Here is a 23587-nt window from a genome sequence, read left to right as displayed (position 1 = left end):
CCGGCGTAGTGATCCGCGAGGGCGTGGCGGTCCAGGAGATCCTGGCGGAAGGCGGCAAGGTCACCGGTGTCAGGACGTCCGGCGGCACGATCCGCTGCGGCAAGCTGGTGCTCTGCTGCGGCCAGTGGACCCGGCAGCTCGCCCGCACGGTGGGCATCAACGTCCCGCTCGTCCCGGTGCAGCACCAGTACCTGATCACCGAGGCGATCCCGGGCGTCACCCCAAATCTGCCGACCCTGCGCGATCCCGACCGGCTCACCTACTACAAGGAGGAGGTCGGCGGCCTGGTGATGGGCGGCTACGAGCCGAACCCGCTGCCCTGGAATCTGGAGGTGCCGGACCGGTTCGAGTTCCAGCTGCTCCAGCCCGAATGGGATCATTTCGAGCCGATCATGGAGCTGGCGCTGGGCCGGGTGCCGGCGCTGGAGACGGCCGGGGTCAAGCAGCTGGTCAACGGCCCGGAAAGCTTCACCCCGGACGGCAACTTCATCCTGGGCGAAGCGCCGGAGCTGTCCGGACTGTTCGTCGGCGCCGGATTCAACGCGTTCGGGATCGCGTCCGGTGGCGGTGCCGGGATGGCGCTGGCCGAATGGGTCAGGAACGGCGCGCCGCCCTTCGATCTCTGGCCGGTCGACATCCGCCGGTTCGGCCGCGCCCATGCCGATCCGGACTGGGTGCGCACCCGCACGCTCGAAGCCTACGGCAAGCACTACACCATGGCCTGGCCCCAGGAGGAGCACGAGAGCGGCCGGCCGCTGCGCCGCTCGCCGGTCTATGACCGGCTGAAGGCGCAAGGTGCCTGCTTTGGCGAGAAGCTCGGCTGGGAGCGGCCCAACTGGTTCGCTACCGAGGGCGAGAACGCGCGGGACGTCTACACCTATGGCCGGCCGAACTGGTTCGCGGCGGTTGCGCGCGAGCACCGGGCCTGCCGGGAGCGGGTCGTGGTGATCGACCAGACCAGCTTCGCCAAGTTCCTGGTGGTGGGGAGGGATGCGGAGGCTGCGCTCTCCTGGCTGTGCGCCAACGACGTGGCCCGTCCGCCCGGCACGCTCACCTACACCCAGATGCTGAATGCCAGGGGCGGGATCGAGTGCGACCTGACCGTGGCCCGGCTGGCGGAGGACGAATTCTACCTCACCACCGGGACGGGCTTCGCCACCCATGACTTGGATTGGATCCGGCGCAACCTGCCGGACGGCCTGGACGCGCGGGTAGTCGACGTCACCTCGGCCCATGCGGTGTTCTCCCTGATGGGGCCGCGGTCGCGCGACGTGCTCCAGTCACTCACCACGGACGATGTCGGCAACGAGGCGTTCCGGTTCGGCCGCTGCCGCAGGCTGGCGCTGGCTGGTGCGCCGGTGCTGGCGCTGCGCATCACCTATGTGGGCGAGCTCGGCTACGAGCTGCACGTCCCGGTCGAGTTCGCGGCGACGCTCTACGACCGGCTGATGGCGGCCGGCCAGCCGCACGGCATCGCCAATGCCGGCTACCGGGCCATCGAATCGCTCAGGCTGGAGAAGGGCTACCGCGCCTGGGGCTCCGACATCGGCCCGGACCACTCGCCGCTGATGGCGGGCCTGGGCTTTGCCGTGAAGCTGAAGAAGAACCTGCCCTTCCTCGGGCGCGAGGCGCTGGCGGCACAGGCGGCAGCACCGCTGCCTCGCTTGCTCGCGGGCTTCACCGTGGCCGACCCGGAGGTGGTCCTGCTCGGCCGCGAGACGATCTATCGCGACGGAAAGAGGGTCGGCTGGCTCACCAGCGGCGGGTTCGGCCACACGATCGGCCGGCCGATCGGCTACGGCTATGTCCGTCGGCCGGACGAGGGGGTGGACGAGGCGTTCGTGCTGTCCGGGCGCTACGAGCTGGAGGTCGCTTCTGAGCGGGTGCCGGCCGAGGTGTTCCTTCAGCCGCCCTACGACCCGGCGTCCCTGCGCGTGAAGGCCTGAGGGCATGTCCGACACCCAGGCCCGGATCGTGATCATCGGCGGCGGCGCGATCGGCTGCGCGATCGCCTATCATCTGGCCCGTGCCGGCCAGCGCGACGTGCTGCTGCTGGAGAAGGCTCAGCTCACCCATGGCTCGACCTGGCATGCGGCGGGGCTGGTGGGCCAGCTTCGCTCCAAGCGCAACCTGACCCGGCTGATGCAGGATTCGGTCGCGGTGTTCGACCGGCTGGAGGCGGAATCCGGTCAGGCGATCGATTGGCGCAAGTGCGGCTCGCTGCGGATCGCGTCGTCCGAGGAGCGGATGGCCGAGATCCGCCGCTCGCTGACCCAGGCCAAGGGGTTCGGCTTCGAGGCCCACGAGATCTCGGCGGCCGAGGCGAAGGCGCGCTTCCCGTTCATGACGACGGAGGGAGTGGTCGGTGCCGCCTGGATTTCGTCGGACGGCTACATCGACCCCTATGGCCTGACTCAGGCCTTCGCCGCGGTGGCACGGCGGGACGGGGTGCGGATCCGAGAAGGCGTGCTGGTCACCGGGTTCGAGAAGCAGGGTCGGCGCATCACCGCGGTACTGACCGACCACGGCCGGATCAGGTGCGAGATCGTGGTCAACTGCGCTGGCATCTGGGCCAAGCGGGTGGGTGAAATGGCCGGGGTGGCGATCGCCGCGGGTGCGGTCGAGCACCAGTACATGGTGACTGAGAAGAAGCTCGACCTGCCGAAGGACCTGCCCACCTTCCGCGACCCGGACCGGATCTTCTACCTGAAGCCGGACGTGCGCGCGTTCGCCATCGGCGGCTGGGAGAAGGGGGCGCCGGCCTGCTGGCAAGGCGGCGTGCCGTTCGAGTTCGGCCGCGAGCTGTTTCCCTCCGACTTCGAACGGTTCGAGCCGATCGCACTCGGTGCCGCCGAGCGCCTGCCGGTCCTGAACGCAGTGGGCATTCAGACCCTGATCAATGGGCCGATCCCGGTCTCCGCGGATGGCGAGCCGGTGATGGGCCTGGCCCCGGAGCTCGACAATTTCTTCGTCGCCTGCGGCTTCACCGCCGGGATCGCGGCCTCGGGCGGGGCGGGCCTCGCCATGGCCAATTGGATCACGCAAGGCGACCCCGGCATGGATTTGTGGCCGTTCGACATCCGCCGCTTCGCCCGCCAGCAGGCCAACCGCCGCTATCTCGCCGAGCGCAGCAGCGAAGCCTACGGCAACTATTACAGCATCCACTGGCCGGTGGAGGAACTGGCCAGCGCCCGTGGTGCCAGGCGCAGTCCGCTCTACGACACGCTGAAGGCACGGGGTGCCGTGTACGGATCCAAGGCCGGGTGGGAGCGGCCCAACTGGTTCCGCCTGCCGGGCAGCCTGGCCGAGGAGCGGCCGAGCTTTCTCGAGCGGCCCGGCTGGTTCGAGGCGGTGGCTGCCGAGCACCGGGCGGTGCGCGAGCGGGTGGCGCTGATCGACCTGACCTCGTTCAGCAAGTTCGAGCTGGCCGGCAGCGGCGCGTTCGCGGCCTTGCAGCGGATCGTCGCCAACGACCTCGACCGGCCGGTCGGCAGCTGCGTCTATACCCAGTGCTGCAACGAGCGGGGCGGCATCGAGGCCGACCTCACCGTGATGCGGCTTGCCGAGGATCGCTTCTATATCGTCACCGGCAGCCAATTCGGCATCCGCGATGCCGGATGGCTGCGCCGCCACCTGCCGGACGGGCTGGAGCTGCGTGAGGTGACCGGGGCGCTGGCCGTGATCGACCTGGCGGGGCCCAGGGCGCGCGAGGTCCTGGCGGCGGTGAGCGACGACGACGTGTCGGATGCCGCACTGCCCTATCTGTCCGGCAGGGAGATCGAGATCGGGTTGGGCCGGGCCTTCGCCGCCCGGATCGGCTATGTCGGCGAGCTCGGCTACGAGCTGCACGTGCCGGTCGAGCACGCGGCTCATGTGTACGAAGAGCTGCGCCGGGCAGGCGAAGCCCATGGCATCGCCGATGTCGGCTACCGGGCGCTCGACACGCTCCGGCTGGAGAAGGGCTATGTCTACTGGTCCAGCGAGGTGAGCCCGGAGATCGACCCGTTCTCCGCGGGCCTGGGCTTCGCCGTGGCGCTGGGCAAGGGTCCGTTCATCGGCCGCGACGCACTCCTGCGGATCCGGGAGCAGGGGCCGGCGCGCCGGCTGGTCACACTCGGCATCGACGGCTTCGCACCGCTGGTCGGCGGGGAAGTGGTGCTGCTGGACGGCCGGCCGGTCGGCAGCACGACCAGCGCCGGATTCGGCCACACGGTCGGACACACGGTCGCCTTCGCGTTCCTGCCGGCAGCGCTGGCGAAGGAGGAGCGTTTCGAGATCGAGGCCTATGGCCAGCGTTGGCCGGTCTGGCGCGGGCGGCGCGCGCTCTACGACCCGAAGGGCGAGCGGCTGCGGGCGTGATCGGCGGAGGGAGAAGTGCCATGGGCGAGGAGTTGGTGCAGGCGCGGCAGGCACTGGCCCGGCTGGGCCTGCCGGGCAGCGACGGCGGGCTGGAGCTGCGCCGCCTGGGCGGGCTCACCAACCTGGTGTTCGCCGTGACCGGCGGGCCGGAGCCATGGTGCCTGCGCCTGCCGGGTCGGGGCACGGAGGACTATATCGACCGCAAGGTCGAGGCGGTGAACGCCCGCGCGGCCGCCGCGGCCGGGGTGTCGCCGGAGCTGGTTCACTTCGGTGCGGACGGGGTGATGGTCACCCGGTTCCTGCCAGAGGTGGTGACCATGAGCCCGGAGCGGTTCCGCAGCCGGCCGGGCGCCGTCGAGCGGGCGGCACTAGCACTCCGGCGGCTGCACACCGAGGCCAGCGGCTTCACCTTCCGCTTCGAGCTGTTCGGCATGATCGACCAGTACCTGCAGGTGCTGGGCCAGAAAGGGGCGGCGGTGCCGGAACGCTACCACGACGTGGTCCGCGAGGCGGGGTCGGTGCGCGCGGCACTGGCGGCGCACGAACTGCCGCTCACCGCCTGCCACTGCGACCCCTTGTGCGAGAACTTTCTCGACGATGGCGAACGCATCTGGCTGGTCGACTGGGAATATTCCGGCATCAACGATCCGATGTGGGACTTGGGCGACCTGTCGGTCGAGGCGGAGTTCGACCAGGACATGGACCGGCGCCTCCTCCAGGCCTATTTCGGCGGGCCGGTGCGGCCGTTCGATGCCGGGCGGATGGTGATCTACCAGGCGATGTGCGACCTGCTCTGGACGCTCTGGGGCCTGATCCAGCACGCCGACGGCAACCCGGCCGAGGACTTCTGGGCCTATGCGGTCGGCCGGTTCGAGCGCTGCCGCCGGCTGATGGCGACCGAGCGATTCGCCCACAGCCTGCGCGCGGTGCAGGCCGGTCCCGGCTGAGCCTCAGGAAGCGCGCCGCGCCGCGCCGTCCGAGCCCCTGACCCGCTGGGTCACCTGGTCCAGCCGCGCCAGCACCCGGTCGACCAGGGCGGCCATCACCCGGTCGTCCGGTAGGCCGTTTCCCGTCAGGACCGGCCGCTCGCCATGGCGGCGCAGCTGCTCCTTCGCGACCATCTCCACGATCGAGTGGAGCGCGGTGGTATCGCCTTGCGACGGCTCCGGCACTGCGGCCCCGGTCAGAAGCGGCCGCTCTGGCAAGGGTTCCGGGGCGATAGGAAGCGACAAGTCGAGGCGAAGCGGCGGCCCTGCCGGGGCGGGCGCTGCCGCACGTTCCGCCTGGCTGCGCACCAGGTCGCGGATCTCCTCCAGGATACGCTGCTGCTCGGCGGGCAGTGCCTCGGCACGTCCGGCCGGCGGCAGTTCCTGGACACAGCGCCGCGCCAGGAGGCCGATCTCGTCGCCGCGCAGGGCCAGGCGCGCCAGTTCCGGCGCGTCGTCGGCAGCGAGCCCACCCGCCAGCCGGCGCAGCGGGAGGAGCAGCCCCAGGCGCAGCCAGCCGGCCAGCAGGAGCGCGCTCGCCGCCAGGAGGCAGGCCGAGCCGGCCAGCAGCAGCATCAGGCGGTCGGGCAGGCCGCCATGGCTCGAAGCAGCCTGATCACGCAGCGTCTCGATCGCATCGTCCAGCACGAGCAGAGGCTCGATCACCGGCAGGTCGAGCAGCCGTCCAGCCGGCTCGCTCGCGCCCGCGCGCAGCAGGATCTCCGCCCGCCGTCCGGCGGCTTCCAGCTCGTCGAGCGCGACCTGGACCCGGCCGGCGGCGTCGTCCAGCCGGCCGCGCAGCAGCCCGATCGCAGCACGTGCCCGGCGCAGGCCCACCTCGGCCGCCTCGTGGATCGCCGGATCGCCGCCCTGGCGCGGGCGCTCCAGATCGTGGGCGATGCCGTCATGGCCGAAGCTCCGGCGCAGATCGGCGACCGCGGCGGCCACGGCCGGATCCGGCGGAGCCGGCCCGGTCGCGTCCAGCCGGGCTCCCCAGGTGACCGCTACCACCAGTACCAAAGCGGCGGCCACCACCAGGGCAGTCAGGAGGTCGCTGGTGCGCAGCCTTGCACTGGTGCAGCGGAGCAGCGGATCCGGCAGGTCAGGGGTCGGCGTCATCGGTGGGATCCGGGATGCGAGGTTGCGGGTGGGTGCTCCGGCTCCAGGGCCGGTCGCCGCGGGCGGCACTGAGGGTCGCGAGCAGGATGCCCTCGGGCTCGAGCCTGGCTTCCAGCCCGCGGGCGGCCCTGAGCGCGCTGCGTCCGATCGAGCGGGTCGGCAGCGGGCAGCGTCGTTCGGCCACCAGATCGAGCACCAGGTCGGCATGGCGGCAGTCGTCACCGGCATCGCCCGGGCCGGTCAGCACCGCCACCCGGTGCCCGGCCAGCTCCAGGGTGCAGCCGAACGGGTCGCAGCCGGGCCGGCCGGGTGCCGCGTCTGGCCAGCGCGCGAGGCGGCCCGAGGCACCGGTGCGGGTGCGCCAGGCCTCGGCGACCCGCCCATCCAGCTTGCCGGGCGTGCGCAGGAGCCGGCCATCTTCGGCTAGCACGGCCACCACCTGCGCATCGGGTGCCACGAACAGGCGCGGCGGCTGGCCCAGCACCGCCATGCCCAGGCCCAGCAGCACGGGCGGCAGGCCCAAGAGCCGCCAGGGGCGCTGCCAGATGGCGAGCCACAGCCCGCCCAGCACGATCAGGGCGATGCAGCCGCCGGTCATGCCGGGGATGGCGAAGCTGGCATGGGGCCAGGCGGCGATCTCCGCCGCGATCCACAGCACCAGGGCCACGCCCGCACCCATGACCATGAAGGCCGGCTGGTCCAGGCCCAGCGGTAGCAGTGCGGTGCCCAGCACGGCGGCCGGCATCACCACGAACGAGGTGATGGGCACGGCCAGCATGTTCGCGGCCACGCCCCAGGTCGCGACCACGCCGAAATGCCAGGCGCCGAACGGTGCGGTGGCGATCGTCGCGATCACCGTGGTCAGCACGATCCCGCCCAGATAGGCGAGCATGCGCCGTGTCGGGCCGCCAGGTGCTGCCGGTGTTTGGGCGCGACGTGCCGAGAGTGCCTCGAACAGGGCGATCAGGCCGACCATGGCCGCGAAGGTCAGCTGGAAGGACGGGCCCAGCAGGCTGTGCGGGGCCACGAGCAGCACGGCAGCGGCCGCCACGGCGAGCAGGCGCAGGGAGATCGGGTCGCGGTCGACCAGCACGGCGGTGAACACGATCGTGGCGGTGACGAAGGAGCGCTGGGCCGGCACGGAGGCTCCGGAAATCACCAGATAGAGGGCACAGCCCAGGATCGCGGCGAGGGCGGCACCCTTCTGGGCCGGCAGGCGCAGGCACAAGGGCGGGCACAATGAGAGGCACCAGCGCGCCAGGAAGAACACCACACTGGCCACCAGGGTGAAGTGCAGCCCGGAGATCGAGATCAGGTGGGCCAGGCCCGAACGCTGCATGTCCTCCCAGACCCGGTTGTCGACGGCACCCCGCTGTCCGGTCACCAGTGCGGCGGCCACGGCCCCGGCGGCACCCGGGGTGGTGCTGGCGATCCGATGGCTCAGTGCGGTGCGGATCCGCTCGACAAACAGAGCCGGGCCGCTTTCGCCGGCGCCGGCCGCGATCAAGGTCGGCGCACCCAGTGACCAGCCGACCGCACCCAGGCCCTGGAACCATGCGTCCCGGGCCCAGTCGTAGCTGCCGGGGAGGGCCGGCGGCTGCGGCGCCTCCAGGCGCGCCCGGACCCGGATCCGGTCGCCGGCCGCCAGCAGTTCGGCACCCTTCGCCACGCCGATGCGGATCCGTTGCGGCACCGTGGCGAGTTGGCGATCCAGCACCGCCACCTGGTCCAGGGTCAGCCGGTGGCCGCGCGCGCGGCCCTCGATGGCGACGACGCGGCCCTCCACCTCCAGGGTGAGCGGGCGGGCCAGCGAGATCGTGTCGACCTGGGCGGTGCGCCAGACGGCGACGAGGTATCCCGCGGGCAGGGCGGCCAGCAGGCAGGCCAGGGTCGCCACGGCGGTCTGGCGCGCGTACAGGGCACGCAAGGCGGCGATCGTGGCCGCGGCCAGGACGAGGAGGGCGATCCCGGTCCAGCCGCTCGGCGGATCGTCTGGCGGGACCATATAGAGAAGGACGCCCAGGCCCATGAGCACGGGCGCCCACAGCGCCCAGCGATGCCGTTCCGCCAGGAGCAGCTGGCGCAGGGCGGCGAGGACCGCGCGGATGGCACCCGCTCCGGCACCCTGCCGGACTGCCGCCGACCAGGTCGTGCGACCTTGCTGCACCTGCGAGCGGTCCCGTGCTAAAGCGCGACGCGCGGGTTAGCGTCGCATCAACTTAAGGTTAATTCGGGTCGGACAGGATATCAACTAATGAGTGTAATCGTCCGGTTCGCGCCCTCGCCGACGGGCTATCTGCATATCGGCGGGGCGCGTACGGCCCTGTTCAACTGGCTGTTCGCCCGGTCCAAGGGTGGCAAGTTCCTGCTGCGCATCGAGGACACCGACCGCGCGCGCAGCACCGAGGACGCGATCCAGAAGATCTTCCAGGGCCTGGAATGGCTGGGCCTGGACTGGGACGAGGAGCCGGTCTTCCAGTTCGCGCGGGCCGGCCGCCATGCCGAGATCGCGCACCGGCTGCTGGCCGAGGGCAAGGCCTATCGCTGCTGGTCCACGCCGGAGGAGCTGGAGGCGATGCGTGCCAAGGCGCGCGCGGAAGGCCGTCAGCCCCGCTATGACGGGACCTGGCGCGACCGCGACCCGTCCCTGGCCCCGGCTGGCGTCGACCCGGTGATCCGGCTGAAGATGCCCCAGACCGGCGAGACCACCGTCCAGGACATGGTCCAGGGCGAGGTCACCGTGGCGAACGTCCAGCTCGACGACATGGTCCTGCTGCGCGGCGACGGCACGCCCACCTACATGCTGTCCGTGGTGGTGGACGATGCCGACATGGGCATCACCCATGTGATCCGCGGCGACGACCATCTGACCAACACCTTCCGCCAGGTGCAGCTCTATCGGGCGATGGGCGTGGAGCCGCCGGTCTTCGGCCACATCCCGCTGATCCACGGGCCGGACGGGGCCAAGCTCAGCAAGCGGCACGGCGCGCTGGGCATTGAGGCCTATCGCGACATGGGCATGCTGCCGGAAGCGATGCGCAACTACCTGATGCGCCTGGGCTGGTCGCACGGCGATGCCGACGTGATCTCGACCGAGGACGCGATCCGCTGGTTCGACATGGCGCAGGTCGGCCGGTCGCCGTCCCGCTTCGACATGCAGAAGCTGACCTCGCTCAACGCCCACTGGCTGCGGGCGTGCTCCGACGAGGAGCTGATCGGGCTGATCCGCCCGATCCTGGCCGAGGCCGGCTTCACGCTGGACGAGGCCGGCGCTGCGCGGCTCCAGGCGGGGATGGGCGGGCTCAAGGCGCGCTGCCGCACGCTGGTCGAGCTGGCCGAGGCGGCGGCCTTCTACGTGGAGCCGCGCCCGATCCGGATCGCCAGCGATGCCGCCAAGCTGCTCGACCCGGCGGCGCGTGAGCGGCTGGGCGCGGTGGCGGCCCGGCTGACGGCGGTGGAGCCGTTCGACGAGGCGACGCTGGAAGCCGAGTGCCGGGCCTATGCCACGGAGATCGGGCTGGGGTTCGGCAAGCTGGCGCAGCCGCTGCGTGTGGCCCTGACTGGTTCTACGGTGTCGCCCGGGTTATTCGAGGTCATGGTGGTGCTGGGCAGGGACGAGGTGAAGGCCCGGCTGGAGGACGCCGCGGCCGGCCGCAATCCGGAGAAGAACCCCAGGCGGTAGCGCGCAACCGGCGCATCGATGCTGCGTTTCCTGCACGCATCGATGAGCCGCAGGCAGATGCCGGCCAAGGACATTCCGTGCCAATCTCCGGCTGACCGGATGAAGACTGGCGTTTCGATAATGCAAGGAACAACGAGGAGAGCTCGATGACAGCTTCAACCGGCAAGTCGGCGACCTTGACCACACCTGATGGCAAGACCGCCGAGCTCCCCGTGCTGGGCGGCGTGCTTGGGCCCAATGTCATCGACATCCGCAAGCTCTACGCCCAGACCGGGATGTTCACCTATGATCCCGGCTACACGTCGACCGCCAGCACCACCTCGAAGATCACCTATATCGACGGCGACGAGGGCGTGCTGCTCCATCGCGGCTACTCGATCGAGGAACTGGCGACCAAGAGCGACTATCTGGAAGTCTGCTACCTCCTCCTGAACGGCGAGCTGCCGACCGCCGCGCAGAAGGCCCTGTTCGTGCGCGACATCACCTATCACACGATGCTGCACGAGCAGATCCACTTCCTGTTCCGCGGCTTTCGCCGCGACAGCCATCCGATGGCGGTGATGATCGGCGTAGTGGGGGCGCTCTCGGCCTTCTACTACGAGGACCTGAACTCCGACGATCCGCACCACCGGATGATCGCGACGCACCGGCTGATCGCCAAGCTGCCGACCATCGCGGCGATGGCCTACAAGTACACGATCGGCCAGCCGTTCGTTTACCCGCGCAACGACCTTTCCTACGCCGAGAACTTCCTGCACATGATGTTCTCGGTGCCGTGCGAGCGCTACGAGGTCGACCCGATCCACGCCAAGGCGCTGGACCGGATCTTCATCCTCCATGCCGACCACGAGCAGAACGCCTCGACCTCGACGGTCCGCCTAGTGGGTTCGACCGGCGCCAGTCCCTATGCGGCGATCGCGGCGGGCATCGCGGCCCTGTGGGGTCCCGCCCATGGCGGTGCGAACGAGGCGGTGCTCACCATGCTGCGCGAGATCAGCGATCCTGCGCGCATTCCCGAGTTCATCGAGAAGGCCAAGGACAAGGACAGCGGCTTCCGCCTGATGGGCTTCGGCCACCGGGTCTACAAGAACTACGACCCGCGCGCCCAGGTGCTGAAGGAAAGTGCGGACCAGGTCCTGGCGCAGCTCGGCAAGGCCGACAACCCGCTGCTGGCGATCGCGCGCGAACTGGAGAAGATCGCGCTCTCCGACGATTACTTCGTCAAGCGCAAGCTGTTCCCGAACGTCGACTTCTATTCGGGCATCATCCTGGAAGCGCTAGGCATCCCGTCGAAGATGTTCACCGCGATCTTCGCCCTGGCCCGCACGGTGGGCTGGGTCGCGCAATGGGACGAGATGATCCAGGACCCCGAGCAGAAGATCGGCCGGCCGCGTCAGCTCTATGCGGGCTACGACCGCCGCTCGTTCGTTCCGCTCGACCGGCGTGGCTGAACGGCCCGGTCGTCTTGCCGCTGCACGAATCCTTCGGGACCGTGCGGCGGCAGGGGTGGGAAGTACGGGATTTGCCTGCTAGATGCAGGCCGCAAACCGTCTCGATCATGCTCGGGTAGCTTTCCATGGCTCTCATCTCCGCGGCGCTGGGCCGGATCAAGCCCTCGCCGACCATCGCGATCACCAACCTCGCCCGCGAGCTCCAGGCCAAGGGCCGGGACGTGATCGGGCTGGCGGCCGGCGAGCCGGACTTCGACACGCCGGACCACATCAAGGCCGCGGCGATCGAGGCGATCAACCAGGGCCAGACCAAGTACACCGCCGTGGACGGGACGCCGCGCCTGAAGAAGGCGATCGTCGCCAAGTTCGCCCGCGAGAACGGCCTGACCTACGCGCCCGAGCAGATCACGGTCGGCACCGGCGGCAAGCAGGTGCTCTACAACGCCTTCATGGCGACGCTGAACCCGGGCGACGAGGTGGTCATCCCGGCGCCCTACTGGGTGAGCTATCCCGACATGGTGCTGCTGGCCGGCGGCACCCCGGTGTTCGTGCCCTGCCTGGAGCAGCACGGCTTCAAGCTTCAGGCCGAGGACCTGGACCGGGCGATCACGCCCAAGACCAAGTGGCTGGTGCTGAACTCGCCGAGCAACCCCACCGGCAGCGCCTATACCGCCGCCGAGCTCAAGGCGTTGACCGAGGTGCTGCTGAAGCACCCCCAGGTCTACGTCATGACCGACGACATGTACGAGCACTTGGTCTATGACGGCTTCACCTTCGCGACTCCGGCTGAGGTCGAGCCGCGCCTGATGGAGCGCACGCTCACCTGCAACGGCGTGTCCAAGGCCTTCGCCATGACCGGCTGGCGAATCGGCTATGCCGGCGGGCCGAAGGACCTGATCAAGGCGATGGGCACCATCCAGTCGCAGAGCACGTCGAACCCCAGCTCGATCAGCCAGGCGGCGGCGGTGGCGGCGCTGGAGGGCGACCTGTCCTTCCTGCCGGAGCGCAACGAGGTCTACCGGCAGCGGCGCGACCTGGTGGTGGCGCGGCTGAACGAGGCCCAGGGCCTGTCCTGCCACAAGCCCGAGGGTGCCTTCTATGTCTATCCGTCCTGCCAGGGCGTGATCGGCAAGAAGACCCCGGACGGCCAGGTGATCGGGTCGAGCGAGGATTTCGCCCGCTACCTCCTGGAAGGTGTCGGCGTGGCCGTGGTCCATGGCAGCGCGTTCGGCCTGGACCCCTACTTCCGGATCTCCTACGCGACCGCGACCTCCGTCCTGGAGGATGCCTGCGCGCGGATCCAGAAGGCCTGCGCGGCACTGTCCTGATCGTCCCGGCCTTCCAGGGGGCGAATGCATCACGCAGCGTTTTGCCGGGCACCGGATTACGCCTAATTTGCATTCACCCTGGACGCCGCCTTGCACGGGTTCTAGGCAGGTCCATTCCGGAAAACGCCTCCGGACTGTCACAAACGAATGAGGGGGGACCTCCAGATGAACCCGTTCATGTCCGACACGGAGCTGCTGGCCCTGGCGGTCAGGCGGCTAGGCATGGAACCCGAGGCGCTGATGCAGCGTTACTACGGGTCGATTCTGGATGCCGAGCACGAGTTCGAAGAGTTCTGCCGTACCGGCCAGCTGCAGGACAGCTTCCGCGTGATGCTGCGGGCGCGGCTGAACGCCATGCCGGGCGAGGCGCCGGAGAGCAGTGACGCAGGCATGGTGACGGTTCCGGCCTGAGCCTCGGATCCGCGCCGGCCGGGCCAGCGAGGGGCTACCTGGATGACCGGCGACTCGAACAGCGCATCTCGCCCTGTTGCCCTGGTGTTCGACCTCGACGGCACGCTCGTCGATAGCGTCTACCAGCATGTCCTGGCATGGCACCATGCGCTGCTGGAGAGCGGCATCGAGCTGTCGATCTGGCGCATCCATCGCCGGATCGGCATGAGCGGCGGCCTGTTCACGCGGGCATTGCTGCGTGAGACCGGGCGGGACCTGGACGCCACGGTGCTCCAGCAGCTGCAGGCGCGGCATGCCGCAGCGTACCGGCGGCTCGCCGGCGACGTGCGCCCGCTGCCGGGCACGACGCAGCTCCTGGCCTACCTGACCGAGATCGGCTGCCCCTGGGCGATCGCCACCAGCGGGCACCTGGAAACGGCGGGCCCGGTGCTGGAGCGCCTGGCCATCCCGCCCGACGTACCGGTGGTGACCCGCGACCAGGTGCCCCACGCCAAGCCCGATCCCGACCTGTTCCTGGCCGCGATCGAGCGGCTGGGCGTGCCTGCCGCCAACGTCTACGTGGTAGGCGACAGCGTGTGGGACATGCTGGCCGCGCGCCGCGCTCGGACCCTGGGCGTGGGCCTGCTCTCCGGCGGCTATGGCGTGGACGAGCTGGAGCGGGCCGGCGCGTACCGGGTCTATGACGACCCGGCCATGCTGATGGCCCATCTCGACGAGCTGGGCGTGCGTGCCTAGCGGGCAGCCGGCGCGCCGGTGGTCGCCGCGACGATCGGCGCAAGCGGGCCCTAGTTGCCGAGCGTCAGGCGGTCCCCGGTGCGGATGCCGCGCTCGGCGGCCGAGCCGCCAATGATTTCCAGCACGTAGCGCACCGGCTGCCCGGATGGGATCAGGGTCTCCGAGAACGGCTCGGCTTGCGCGTGGATGCGCACGATGACGCCCTCTGCATCGGCGAACAGCAGGTCGAGCGGCAATGGGGTGTTCTTCATCCAGAACGAAACATGCTGCGGCTGGCCGAAATCGAACAGCATGCCGTGGTCGCGGGCCAGTTCCTCGCGATACATCAGCCCCTGGCTGCGCTCGGAGGGCGTGCGCGCCACCTCGATGAAATAGGTGAGCGGTCCCTGCCGGGTCTCGACAGCGAGCTCACGGGTCTCCATGGCGAGACCGGCTGCCGGCGCCAGCAGCACGAGCAGCAGCGCCACCGCGGCTTTACCCTTGCAGCCGGCTCTGGCAACCATGCGCGCCGCCAGCACTGCGAGCCCGCCCATGAACATTTCCGACCACATCCGCACCGTTCCCGATTTTCCCAAGCCCGGCATCCTCTTCTATGACATCTCGACCCTGCTCGCGAACCACTTGGCCTACCGCGCCGCAGTGACGCAGATGGCCGGGCTGGCGGAGAAGTACCGGCCCGATGTCCTGGTCGGCATCGAGAGCCGGGGGTTCATCTTCGCGGCACCCTTGGCGCTGCATATGGATCGCGGCTTCGTCATGGTCCGTAAAGTGGGCAAGCTGCCTGGCGCCGTGGTCAGCCACGACTATGACCTGGAATATGGCAGCGACACCGTGCAGATCGTCGAGGACCTGATCCCCAAGGGGGCCCGGGCCGTCCTGATCGACGACCTGATCGCCACCGGCGGCACTGCCGAGGCCTCGATCCAGCTGCTGCGCAAGATCGGTGCCGAGCCGGTCGCGGCCATCTGCCTGATCGAGCTCGACGGGCTGGGCGGGCGCGACCGGCTGAGCGTGCCGGTGGAGACGGTGCTGACCTATCCCGGCTGAGAAGCCGGCAGCCGCTGCGCCTGGCCACGCCGACGCCGCCTTGCGCCAAAATCAATCGTCGTACTGAGGAAATCCGTCGTAATCTGCCGGAATGGATTCGGCGGCGGCGGTGCGATGGTCCTGGGCAAGATGATGGCGTTGGCCGCGGGACCGCCAGGGCGATCGACCCGTTCTTCTCCACCTTCGGCAACGACGGCTACGACGCCGTCCACTATGGGCTGGACCTCGACGTGGTTCTGGCGCGCAATCGGCTGGACGGCACGGCCTACCTGCTGATCCGGGTCTAGCGTGCCGCGGACATGCCGGATCTGGTCGGGCTGCGCTGCACCGGCGGCGCCCGTCATGCCGCCGGGGCCAAGGCCTGCCCGTAGGGTTCAGGCGACGATCATCCGGCGGGCCGGCCGGTTCGCCACCAGCACTGCCAGGGCAAAGGCCGCCGCCAGCACCACGGTGGCGGCCGTGATCGCCCACAGCACCGCATCATAGCTGCCGGTCGCCGCCCAGAGCATGGCGGCACCCACCGGTGCCGCCGCGCGCGTGACGGTGGCCGGGATCGCCATCAGCCCGTTGACCGCGCCATAGCCTTGCCGGGTCACCATCTCCGGTACCGCGATGCCGCGCACGATGGTCATGATCCCGTTGGCCGTGCCGTAGACGATGGTGATCAGCACGATCGTGAGGAGGCCGGGCGGTGCCAGGGTCAGCGCCAGGAAGGAGAGCGGGAAGGCCAGCGTGGTCACGATGCCCAGCCGGCTGACCCGGATCCCCGGTGCGAACAGCCAGAGCAGCATGCGGGCGCCCACCTGGGCCGGCCCGATCACCATCATCGCCAGCACGACGTCATGCGCCTGGAAGCCCCGCTCCAGCAGGAGGGGGTAGAGGTGGAACAGAAAGGCGGAGATCGCCGCCGACTGCGCGGTGAACGCCAGGGCCAGCGCCCAGAACACCGGCATGCGCAGGATCTCGCTCGTGCCGGGCCTGGCCGGGGCCGGGCGTCCGGCGGCGCCGGGCGGTTCCAGCCGGTCCTTGCGCCGGTCGATCACCAGGAAGTTCAGGCTGGCGGTGACCAGCAGGTTGATGGCGCCCAGCACCACCAGCGTGGCCCGCCAGCCCTGCTGGTCCAGCAGGAACTGGATGATCGGCAGGAACACCGTACTGGAGAAGCCGCCCCACATGGTGAGCGCGGTGACGCCGCGCCTGGCACCCTCCGGGCCGAACCGGCGTGCCGCCACGGCGAACACCGGCTCGTAGAACACGGCGGCCTGGACCAGACCGAGCGCGGCCAGGATCAGGTAGTAGGGCAGCAGGGAATGGACCTGCGACCAGAGCAGCAGCAGGAGGCTGCCGAGCACGGCACCTCCGCTCATCACGGCCCGGCCATGGCCGCGATCGATCAGCACCCCCACCGGCCAGGCGGCCAGCGCCGCCACGATCAGGCCCAGCGCTGCGCCGACATAGATTTCCGGCTTGCCCAGGCCGAGATCGGCCGCCATCGCCTCGGCGATCAGCGGGAAGCCGTAATAGAGCGAGCCGTAGGCGCAGATCTGGCCGATGCCGAGACCGGTGAGGAACCAGCGTTCCCCCCGGCCCGGGCGCTCGGACGCGGCCACCCGCTCAGCCGCGCGCAGCGGCGCGCTGGCGCATCCGGGACGTCTCCAGGTTTGGCAGGAACCAGGTCAGGATGCCGATCAGCGGCAGGAAGGAGCAGACCTGGTAGACGAAGGCGATGCTGGTGTGATCGGCCAGCCAGCCGAGCAAGGCGGCACCCAGCCCGCCCATGCCGAAGGCGAAGCCGAAGAACAGGCCGGCCACCATGCCGACCTTGCCCGGCAGCAATTCCTGGGCATACACCACGATCGCCGGGAAGGCCGAGGCCATGATCAGCCCGGTCAGGATGGCGAACACGTCGGTCCAGAACAGGTTGGCGTAGGGCAGGGCCAGGGTGAACGGCACCACGCCCAGGATCGAGATCCAGATCACCAGCTTGCGCCCGATCGCGTCGCCGATCGGCCCGCCCAGGATCGTGCCGGCAGCGGCGGCACCCAGGAACAGGAACAGATGGACCTGCGCCGACTGGATCGACAGGTCGAAGCGGTCCATCAGGTAGAAAGTGTAGTAGCTGGAAAAGCTCGCCATGTAGAAGTTCTTGGAGAACGTCAGCAGGATCAGGATGGCGAGCGAGATCTGCACCATCCGCCTGGGCACCGGCGAGACCAGCGCCTTGGCCACGCTCTTGGCGCGCCTGGCGATCAGGTGGCGATTGTACCAGTTGCCCATGTAGGACAGGATCGCGATGCCGATCACGGCGGCCAGGATGAAGAACAGGACGTTCTGCCGCCCATAGGGCACCACGATGAAGGCAGCGAGCAGCGGGCCGACCGCGGTGCCGAAATTGCCGCCCACCTGGAACAGCGACTGGGCCAGGCCATGACGGCCGCCGGACGCCAGGCGCGCCACGCGCGAGGCTTCGGGATGGAACACGGACGAGCCGACGCCGATCATCGCCGCTGCGATCAGCACGCTGGTAAAGCCGCTCGCGAACGCCAGCAGGACCAAGCCCACCAGGGTGAAGCCCATGCCGACCGGGAGCGAGAACGGCATCGGATGCTTGTCGGTCCACATGCCGACGAACGGCTGGAGCAGCGAGGCGGTGAGCTGGAAGGCCAGCGTGATGATGCCGATCTGGACGAAGTCGAGGTGGAAGTCGTCCTTGATGAGCGGATAGATCGACGCCAGCATCGACTGCATCATGTCGTTCAGCAGATGGCAGACGCTGGCGGAGATCAGGATCGCGATCGCGATGTCACCGCCCGACCGGTCGGGGGCGGTGACCGGAGCGCTCAGGGACTCGGCGCTGAGCGTGCCGGAGGCCGTGGGGCCGGAAGCCATGGAGTACGTCACCCAGAAGGTCGGTGCCCGTCAGGCCGGGCGAGGGCGTGTCCTGGAAGCCGGTCAGGTGATCATTCACGGCCGGAATCCTGGATCGCGCAGGACAGGCAAACTGATCCCGTCCTGCCCGGATGTCCACCACTCTTGTCAGGTCGAGCGTGCCGCCAGCGCCGCACCCGACAGTAAGACGGCAGTCACGCGCAAATTGTGCCGAGACAATCGCAGCGCTCAGCGCCCACCCTTCAGCAGCGAGCCCAGCACGCCGCGAACGATGGCGCTGCCCACCCGGGAGCCCAGCGAGCGGGCCATGGACGAGGCCATGTTCTTCACTGCCGTGGTGGCGATCTGCTCGGCCATGGAGGCCGGCGGCGCCCGGCGGCTGCCACCCTGCCGCCGGTTGGCCGGCTCTGGTGCAGGCTCGGGCGGCGGATAGCGGGTACCGCCGGCAGGCCGCGTGCCGGTACGGCCGAGCGCCGCGTCGAGCCTGGCCGCAAGCTCGGGGTCGACCGTACCGGCCGCGGCCGCGGCAGGTGCGGTGGCCTTGCCGGCCCGCGCCGCCAGGAGCTCCGCCGCGGACTCCCGGTCGACCGCCTGATCATAGCGGCCGGCCAGCGGGCTCGCCGCCAGCTCCGCCTTGCGCTCCTCGGCCGTGAGCGGGCCGACCCGGCTGCAGGGCGGGGCCACCAGGGTGCGCTGCACTTCGCCCGGCACACCCTTGGCATCGAGCGTCGAGACCAGCGCTTCGCCGATGCCGAGCTCGGTGATCGCCGCGGCCGTGTCGAAGGCCGGATTGGCCCGGAAGGTCTCGGCCGCGGTCCGCACCGCCTTCTGATCGCGCGGGGTGAAGGCGCGCAGCGCGTGCTGCACCCGGTTGCCGAGCTGGCCCAGCACCTGGTCGGGCACGTCGGCCGGGTTCTGCGTGACGAAATAGACGCCCACCCCCTTGGAGCGAATCAGCCGGACCACCTGCTCGATCTTGTCGAGCAGCACCCTGGGCGCGCCATCGAACAGGAGATGCGCCTCGTCGAAGAAGAACACGAGCTTGGGCTTGTCCAGGTCGCCGGCCTCGGGCAGCTCCTCAAACAGCTCGGACATCAGCCAGAGCAGGAGGGTCGAGTAGAGCCTGGGGCTGTGCAGCAGCCGGTCGGCTGCCAGCAGGCTCACCTGGCCAATCCCGTCCGGTGTGGTGCGCATCAGGTCGGCCAGCGCCAGGGCCGGCTCGCCGAAGAACCGGTCGCCGCCCTGCTGCTCCAGCACCAATAGTGCCCGCTGCACGGCGCCCACCGAGGCCTTGCTGACATTGCCATAGGTGGCGCGCAGCTCGTCCGCCCGCTCGGCCACCTCGTTCAGCATGGCGCGCAGGTCGGCGAGGTCGAGCAACAGCAGCTTCTCCTCGTCGGCGATGCGGAAGACGATGTTGAGGATGCCCTCCTGGACGTCGTTCAACTCGAGCAGCCGGGCGAGCAGGAGTGGGCCCATCTCGGCCACGGTGGTGCGCACCGGATGGCCCTGCTCGCCGAACACGTCCCAGAACACAGTGGGCACGCCCGCCGGCACCCAGTCCGGAATGGCCAGTTCCCGGGCACGTTCGGCGAGCTTGCTGTCGGTGGCGCCGGGTCTGGCGATGCCGGAGAGATCACCCTTCACGTCGGCCGCGAACACCGGCACCCCGGCCTTGGCGAAGCTCTCCGCGAGCCGCTGCAGCGTCACCGTCTTGCCGGTGCCGGTGGCACCGGCGACCAAGCCGTGCCGGTTGGCCTGGCGGAGCAGGAGGTGCTGGTCGAGGGTTCCGGCCTTGCCGATCAGGATGTCGGACCCACTCATCATGCCTCCCCGCCCTGTGACGCGGGCAAAGCCTAGCGGATGGTTTGCCGCCGGTCCAAGAGGCTCCGGCGGCGGGAAGGTCAGCGCCGCACCACCAGCGTGTCGCAGCACACCGTCGCCAGGATCTCCTTGGCGGTGCTGCCGAGCACGATCTCCCGGAGCGGGCTCTGGCCGCGCGCACCCACGACCACGAGGTCGGCCGGATGGGTCTCGACATATTCGGCCAGGAGCTGGCCGGGGAAGCCGTCCTGCAGCACCATCTCCAGGCCGTTGCGCAGGCGCTCGGGCAGGTCCAGCTTCGCCACGAACGCCTCGCAGTCCTTGCGGACCACGCCGTCGCCATACTGGCGCCGGTAGCTGGCCGGATCACCGGTGATCCCGGCCAGCGGCGTGGAATAGCCGTGGAACAGGACGAGGCGCTCCGGCGGGAACAGGGTGAGGGCGGTGTCGAGCGCCAGCTTCGACGTGTCGGAGAAGTCGGTGGCGAACACCAGCGTGCGGTAGTCGCCGCGCATGCGGTTCTTCACCACCAGGACCGGCGCGGCCGACCTGCGCAGGATGTCGTCCACCGTATCGCCCAGGAACATCCGGCCGATCGTTTCCTCGCGCGCCACGCCAGTGACGATCAGCTCGCAGTCCTGCTCCTTGGCATAGCGGGCCACCACCTCGGCCGGCTTGCCCTCCGCCACCACGAGCACGGCCTGGTCGCCCAGCACCGCGAACTCGGCGGCTAGCCGGCGGCGGGCGGTCACCTCGGGATGGGGCGAGCCCGTGCCGAGCGGCAGGACCTTGCTCTCTGGCGGCAGGGCATGGACCGCCACGAGCCGCGTCCCCCAGGCCTGCGCCAGGGCGATGGCGCGGTCGGTCGCCCGGTCTGACCGGGGCGACAGGTCGGAGGCGAGCAGGATGGTCGGCTTTGGCGGGGCGGTGGTCATGTCGGTCCTCCCGAAGGGCGATGATCAGTTGCGCGAGGTCTGGAAGATGCCGAAGCGCTGGAAAAGGGCCTTCTCCGCTTCCAGTACCATGAGCATCGTGATTCCGATGACCACGGTGAGCATGCCGTCGGAAAAGGACAGGGGGCGGCTGTCGAAGATCCTGTTCATGAACGGCAGATAGGTGAAGGCGAACTGCGCCACCACCACCGCGGCGACCGCCGCCAGCACGAAGGGCGTACCCATCGCACCCTTCCAGGTGATCGAGGTCATGTGCAGGTAGCGCACGTTGAACAGGTAGAAGATCTCCAGCACGACCAGCGTGTTCACCACCATGGTCCGGGCGGTCGCCACGTCGTCGCCCCGGCCGAGCACATAGAAGAACACGGCCAGCACGGCGATCGTGAACAGGGCCGAGACGAACACCACCCGCCAGAGCAGGAAGGGCGAGAGCAGCGGGGCGTCGGGCCGGCGCGGCGGGCGTGCCATCACGCCGTCCTCGGAAGGCTCGAACGCCAGCACCAGGCCCAGCGTCACGGTCAGGATCAGGTTGATCCACAGGATCTGGGTGGCGGTCATCGGCATGACGAAGCCGAACAGGATCGCCGCGATCACCGCGATCACCTCGCCGCCATTGGTCGGCAGGGTCCAGGAGATCACCTTGCGGATATTGTCGTAGACGGTGCGGCCCTCGTGGACCGCGGCCACGATCGAGGCGAAATTGTCGTCGAGCAGCACCATCTCGGCCGCCTCCTTGGCGGCCTCGGTGCCCTTGTGGCCCATGGCGACGCCGACATCAGCCTGCTTGAGCGACGGCGCGTCGTTGACCCCGTCGCCGGTCATCGCCACCACGGCACCCTGCCGTTGCAGAGCCTGCACGATCCGGAGCTTGTGCTCGGGGCTGGTGCGGGCGAACACGGTGGCACGCTTGGCCGCCTGGTCCAGCGCCGGCTCGTCCATACGGTCCAGCTCCGCGCCGGTGACGACCTCGGGGTCCTCGCTCATGCCGAGCTGGCGGGCGATCGCCCCGGCGGTGGCAGCATGGTCGCCGGTGATCATTTTGACCCTGATGCCTGCCGAGCGGCACTCGGCGATGGCATCCATCGCCTCGTCGCGCGGCGGATCGATGAAGCCGACGATGCCGAGGAAGATGAGTGGCGCCCGCTCCAGGTCGGCGAAGGCCAACTGCTCCTGGCCATCCGGCAGTTCGGCCATGGCGAAGCCCAGGATCCGCTCGCCGTCCCGCGCGGTAGCCGCAATGGCCTCGGCCCAGAACGCCTGGTCGACCGGCCGGGGACGTCCGTCCGGACCCAGCTCGGCCCGGCTCATCTCCAGGACCCGCTCGGGCGCGCCCTTGACGAACAGGGTGGTCCCGCCGCCCGGGCGGCGGTGCAGGCTGGCCATGAAGCGATGCTGGGCGTCGAACGGGATCTCGTCGAGCCTCGGCCATTCGGCGCGGGCATGCCGGGGATCGAGGCCGGCCTTCATGGCGAGCGCCACGAGCGCGCCCTCCATCGGGTCGCCGTTCACGCTCCAGCCCGTCCCGTCCTGGCGGAGTTCCGCGTCGTTGCAGAGCAGGGCGCAGCTGATCAGTGGAACGGCCGCGGCCAGCGCTGCCGCATCGTCATCGACACCCAGCGCCTCCAGCGCGCCCTCAGGCTGATAGCCGGAGCCTTCCACCTGGATCCGGTGGCCGCCGGTGACGATCCGGCGCGCAGTCATCTCGTTGCGGGTCAGCGTGCCGGTCTTGTCCGAGCAGATCACCGAGGTGGCGCCCAGCGTCTCCACCGCCGGCAGGCGGCGGACCACCGCCTTGCGCGCCGCCATGCGCCGCACGCCCACCGCCAGCGTGATGGTGATCACCGCCGGCAGGCCCTCCGGCACCACGCCGACCGCGACCGCGACCACCGCCAGGAGCGAATCGCTCCAGTCATGGCCCCGGACCAGGATCGCGAAGGTGAACAGCAGCACCGCGCCGACGAACACGAACAGGGTGAAGCGCTCGCCGAAGCGGTTGATCTGGCGCAGGAGTGGCGTGGTCAGTTCCTGCACCGAGCTGATCAGCCGGCTGATCCGGCCGATCTCGGTGCCGCTACCGGTCGCGACCACCAAGCCGCTTGCCCGACCTGCCACCACCAGCGTGCCGGAGAACGCCATGCCGTGGCGATCGCCCAGCGCCGCGTCGGCCGCGGCCGGCCGGCCGTCCTTCTCGGCCGCCACCGATTCCCCGGTGAGCGCCGCCTCCTGGATCAGCAGACCGTGGACCTTCAGCAGGCGCAGGTCGGCCGGGACCCGGTCGCCCGCCTCCAGCAGCACGATGTCGCCCGGGACCAGCTCGGCCACCGCCACCGCCACCCGCTGGCCATCGCGCAGCACGTTGGCCTGGGGCGAGATCATCTGGCGGATCGCGGCCAGCGCCTCCTCGGCCTTGCCTTCCTGCACGAAGCCGACGATCGCGTTGATGGTGACGACCAGGAGGATCACGACCGCGTCGACGTGATGGCCGAGCACCCAGGCGCCGACCGCCGCCGCCAGGAGGAAATAGATCAGCGCGCTGTGGAACTGGGCGAGGAAGCGCAGGACCGGGTGGCGCCCCGGCGCTTGTGGCAGGCTGTTCGGGCCGTGCCGCTCCAGGCGCCGCCGCGCCTCGTCGCTCGGCAGGCCGTGCCAATCGGTGTCGAGCCGCTTCAGGACGTCGTCGACGGCCAGCGCATGCCAGGGTGTCTCGGCCGGCTCCCGAGCGAGTTGCCGCTTGCCTGCATCGAGGGCCGTCGCCATCGCGTCCTCTGTCCCTGGTTGATCGCGGTCCGCTGCCCGGAAATGC

At 69.9% G+C, this 23587-nt stretch carries 17 protein-coding genes; 9 read left to right on the top strand and 8 right to left on the bottom strand.

Translation table 11 applies throughout. The features are described 5' to 3' along the window. The 3 genes from VNS22_RS08395 to VNS22_RS08385 form a co-directional block, all read left to right on the top strand. A partial coding sequence (locus tag VNS22_RS08395; protein WP_325731484.1) for an FAD-dependent oxidoreductase occupies window positions 1-1946 on the top strand: 1946 nt, incomplete at its 5' end. Between the two features lie 4 nt (window positions 1947-1950). Beyond that, a complete protein-coding gene (locus VNS22_RS08390; protein WP_325731482.1) occupies window positions 1951-4359 on the top strand; it encodes a GcvT family protein in 2409 nt (802 codons plus the stop codon). Window positions 4360-4379: 20 nt separating this feature from the next. Then, complete coding sequence (locus VNS22_RS08385) at window positions 4380-5306, top strand: choline/ethanolamine kinase family protein (protein WP_325731480.1); 927 nt, start codon at window positions 4380-4382, stop codon at window positions 5304-5306. A 3-nt stretch (window positions 5307-5309) separates the two neighbouring features. On the opposite strand, the gene VNS22_RS08380 is transcribed toward VNS22_RS08385, so the two are convergent. Both VNS22_RS08380 and VNS22_RS08375 read right to left on the bottom strand, forming a co-directional pair. Beyond that, a complete protein-coding gene (locus VNS22_RS08380) occupies window positions 5310-6464 on the bottom strand; it encodes a hypothetical protein (RefSeq protein ID WP_325731478.1) in 1155 nt (384 codons plus the stop codon). After that, entirely contained in the window at window positions 6448-8631 is a 2184-nt protein-coding gene (locus VNS22_RS08375; RefSeq protein WP_325731476.1) for a ComEC/Rec2 family competence protein, read from the bottom strand. Before VNS22_RS08375 ends, VNS22_RS08380 begins: the two co-directional genes overlap by 17 nt. Before the next feature lie 87 nt (window positions 8632-8718). Between VNS22_RS08375 and gltX the strand changes: the two genes are divergently transcribed. The 5 genes from gltX (at window position 8719) to VNS22_RS08350 (ending at window position 14071) form a co-directional block, all read left to right on the top strand. Next, window positions 8719-10146, top strand: coding sequence for a glutamate--tRNA ligase (gltX, locus tag VNS22_RS08370; protein WP_325731474.1), 1428 nt, complete (start codon window positions 8719-8721; stop codon window positions 10144-10146). 146 nt (window positions 10147-10292) lie between these two features. Beyond that, on the top strand, window positions 10293-11597 hold the full coding sequence (locus VNS22_RS08365) for a citrate synthase (protein WP_325731472.1): 1305 nt from the start codon (window positions 10293-10295) through the stop codon (window positions 11595-11597). Between the two features lie 125 nt (window positions 11598-11722). Continuing rightward, window positions 11723-12925 (top strand): pyridoxal phosphate-dependent aminotransferase, encoded by a 1203-nt coding sequence (locus VNS22_RS08360; RefSeq protein WP_325731470.1) that lies wholly within the window; start codon window positions 11723-11725, stop codon window positions 12923-12925. A 147-nt stretch (window positions 12926-13072) separates the two neighbouring features. Then, window positions 13073-13336, top strand: coding sequence for a hypothetical protein (locus VNS22_RS08355; RefSeq protein ID WP_325731468.1), 264 nt, complete (start codon window positions 13073-13075; stop codon window positions 13334-13336). 42 nt (window positions 13337-13378) lie between these two features. Next, a complete protein-coding gene (locus tag VNS22_RS08350) occupies window positions 13379-14071 on the top strand; it encodes an HAD family hydrolase (protein ID WP_325731467.1) in 693 nt (230 codons plus the stop codon). A 50-nt stretch (window positions 14072-14121) separates the two neighbouring features. Here the strand turns inward: VNS22_RS08350 and VNS22_RS08345 are convergent, their stop codons facing one another. Further along, window positions 14122-14604: a DUF192 domain-containing protein gene (locus VNS22_RS08345; protein ID WP_325731465.1), complete on the bottom strand. Its 483-nt coding sequence runs from the start codon at window positions 14602-14604 to the stop codon at window positions 14122-14124. On the opposite strand from VNS22_RS08345, the gene VNS22_RS08340 reads away from it, so the two are divergent. Further along, window positions 14603-15118, top strand: a complete 516-nt coding sequence (locus tag VNS22_RS08340) for an adenine phosphoribosyltransferase (RefSeq protein ID WP_325731464.1) — start codon at window positions 14603-14605, stop codon at window positions 15116-15118. The genes VNS22_RS08345 and VNS22_RS08340 overlap by 2 nt on opposite strands. A gap of 374 nt (window positions 15119-15492) precedes the next feature. On the opposite strand, the gene VNS22_RS08335 is transcribed toward VNS22_RS08340, so the two are convergent. The 5 genes from VNS22_RS08335 to VNS22_RS08315 form a co-directional block, all read right to left on the bottom strand. Next, on the bottom strand, window positions 15493-16728 hold the full coding sequence (locus VNS22_RS08335) for an MFS transporter (protein ID WP_325731462.1): 1236 nt from the start codon (window positions 16726-16728) through the stop codon (window positions 15493-15495). A gap of 4 nt (window positions 16729-16732) precedes the next feature. Beyond that, window positions 16733-18007, bottom strand: coding sequence for an MFS transporter (locus tag VNS22_RS08330; protein WP_325731460.1), 1275 nt, complete (start codon window positions 18005-18007; stop codon window positions 16733-16735). Between the two features lie 228 nt (window positions 18008-18235). Next, on the bottom strand, window positions 18236-19834 hold the full coding sequence (locus VNS22_RS08325) for a helicase HerA-like domain-containing protein (RefSeq protein ID WP_349261745.1): 1599 nt from the start codon (window positions 19832-19834) through the stop codon (window positions 18236-18238). Between the two features lie 77 nt (window positions 19835-19911). Then, complete coding sequence (locus VNS22_RS08320) at window positions 19912-20766, bottom strand: universal stress protein (RefSeq protein WP_325731456.1); 855 nt, start codon at window positions 20764-20766, stop codon at window positions 19912-19914. A 24-nt stretch (window positions 20767-20790) separates the two neighbouring features. Next, window positions 20791-23541, bottom strand: a complete 2751-nt coding sequence (locus tag VNS22_RS08315; protein WP_325731454.1) for a cation-transporting P-type ATPase — start codon at window positions 23539-23541, stop codon at window positions 20791-20793. Window positions 23542-23587: the final 46 nt, after the last annotated feature.

The sequence above is a fragment of the Geminicoccus sp. genome, from assembly GCF_035556675.1.
In the GTDB taxonomy this organism is placed as follows: domain Bacteria; phylum Pseudomonadota; class Alphaproteobacteria; order Geminicoccales; family Geminicoccaceae; genus Geminicoccus.
The sequence above is the reverse complement of the archived record's forward strand: the minus strand, read 5'-3'. Positions and strand labels throughout refer to the sequence as shown.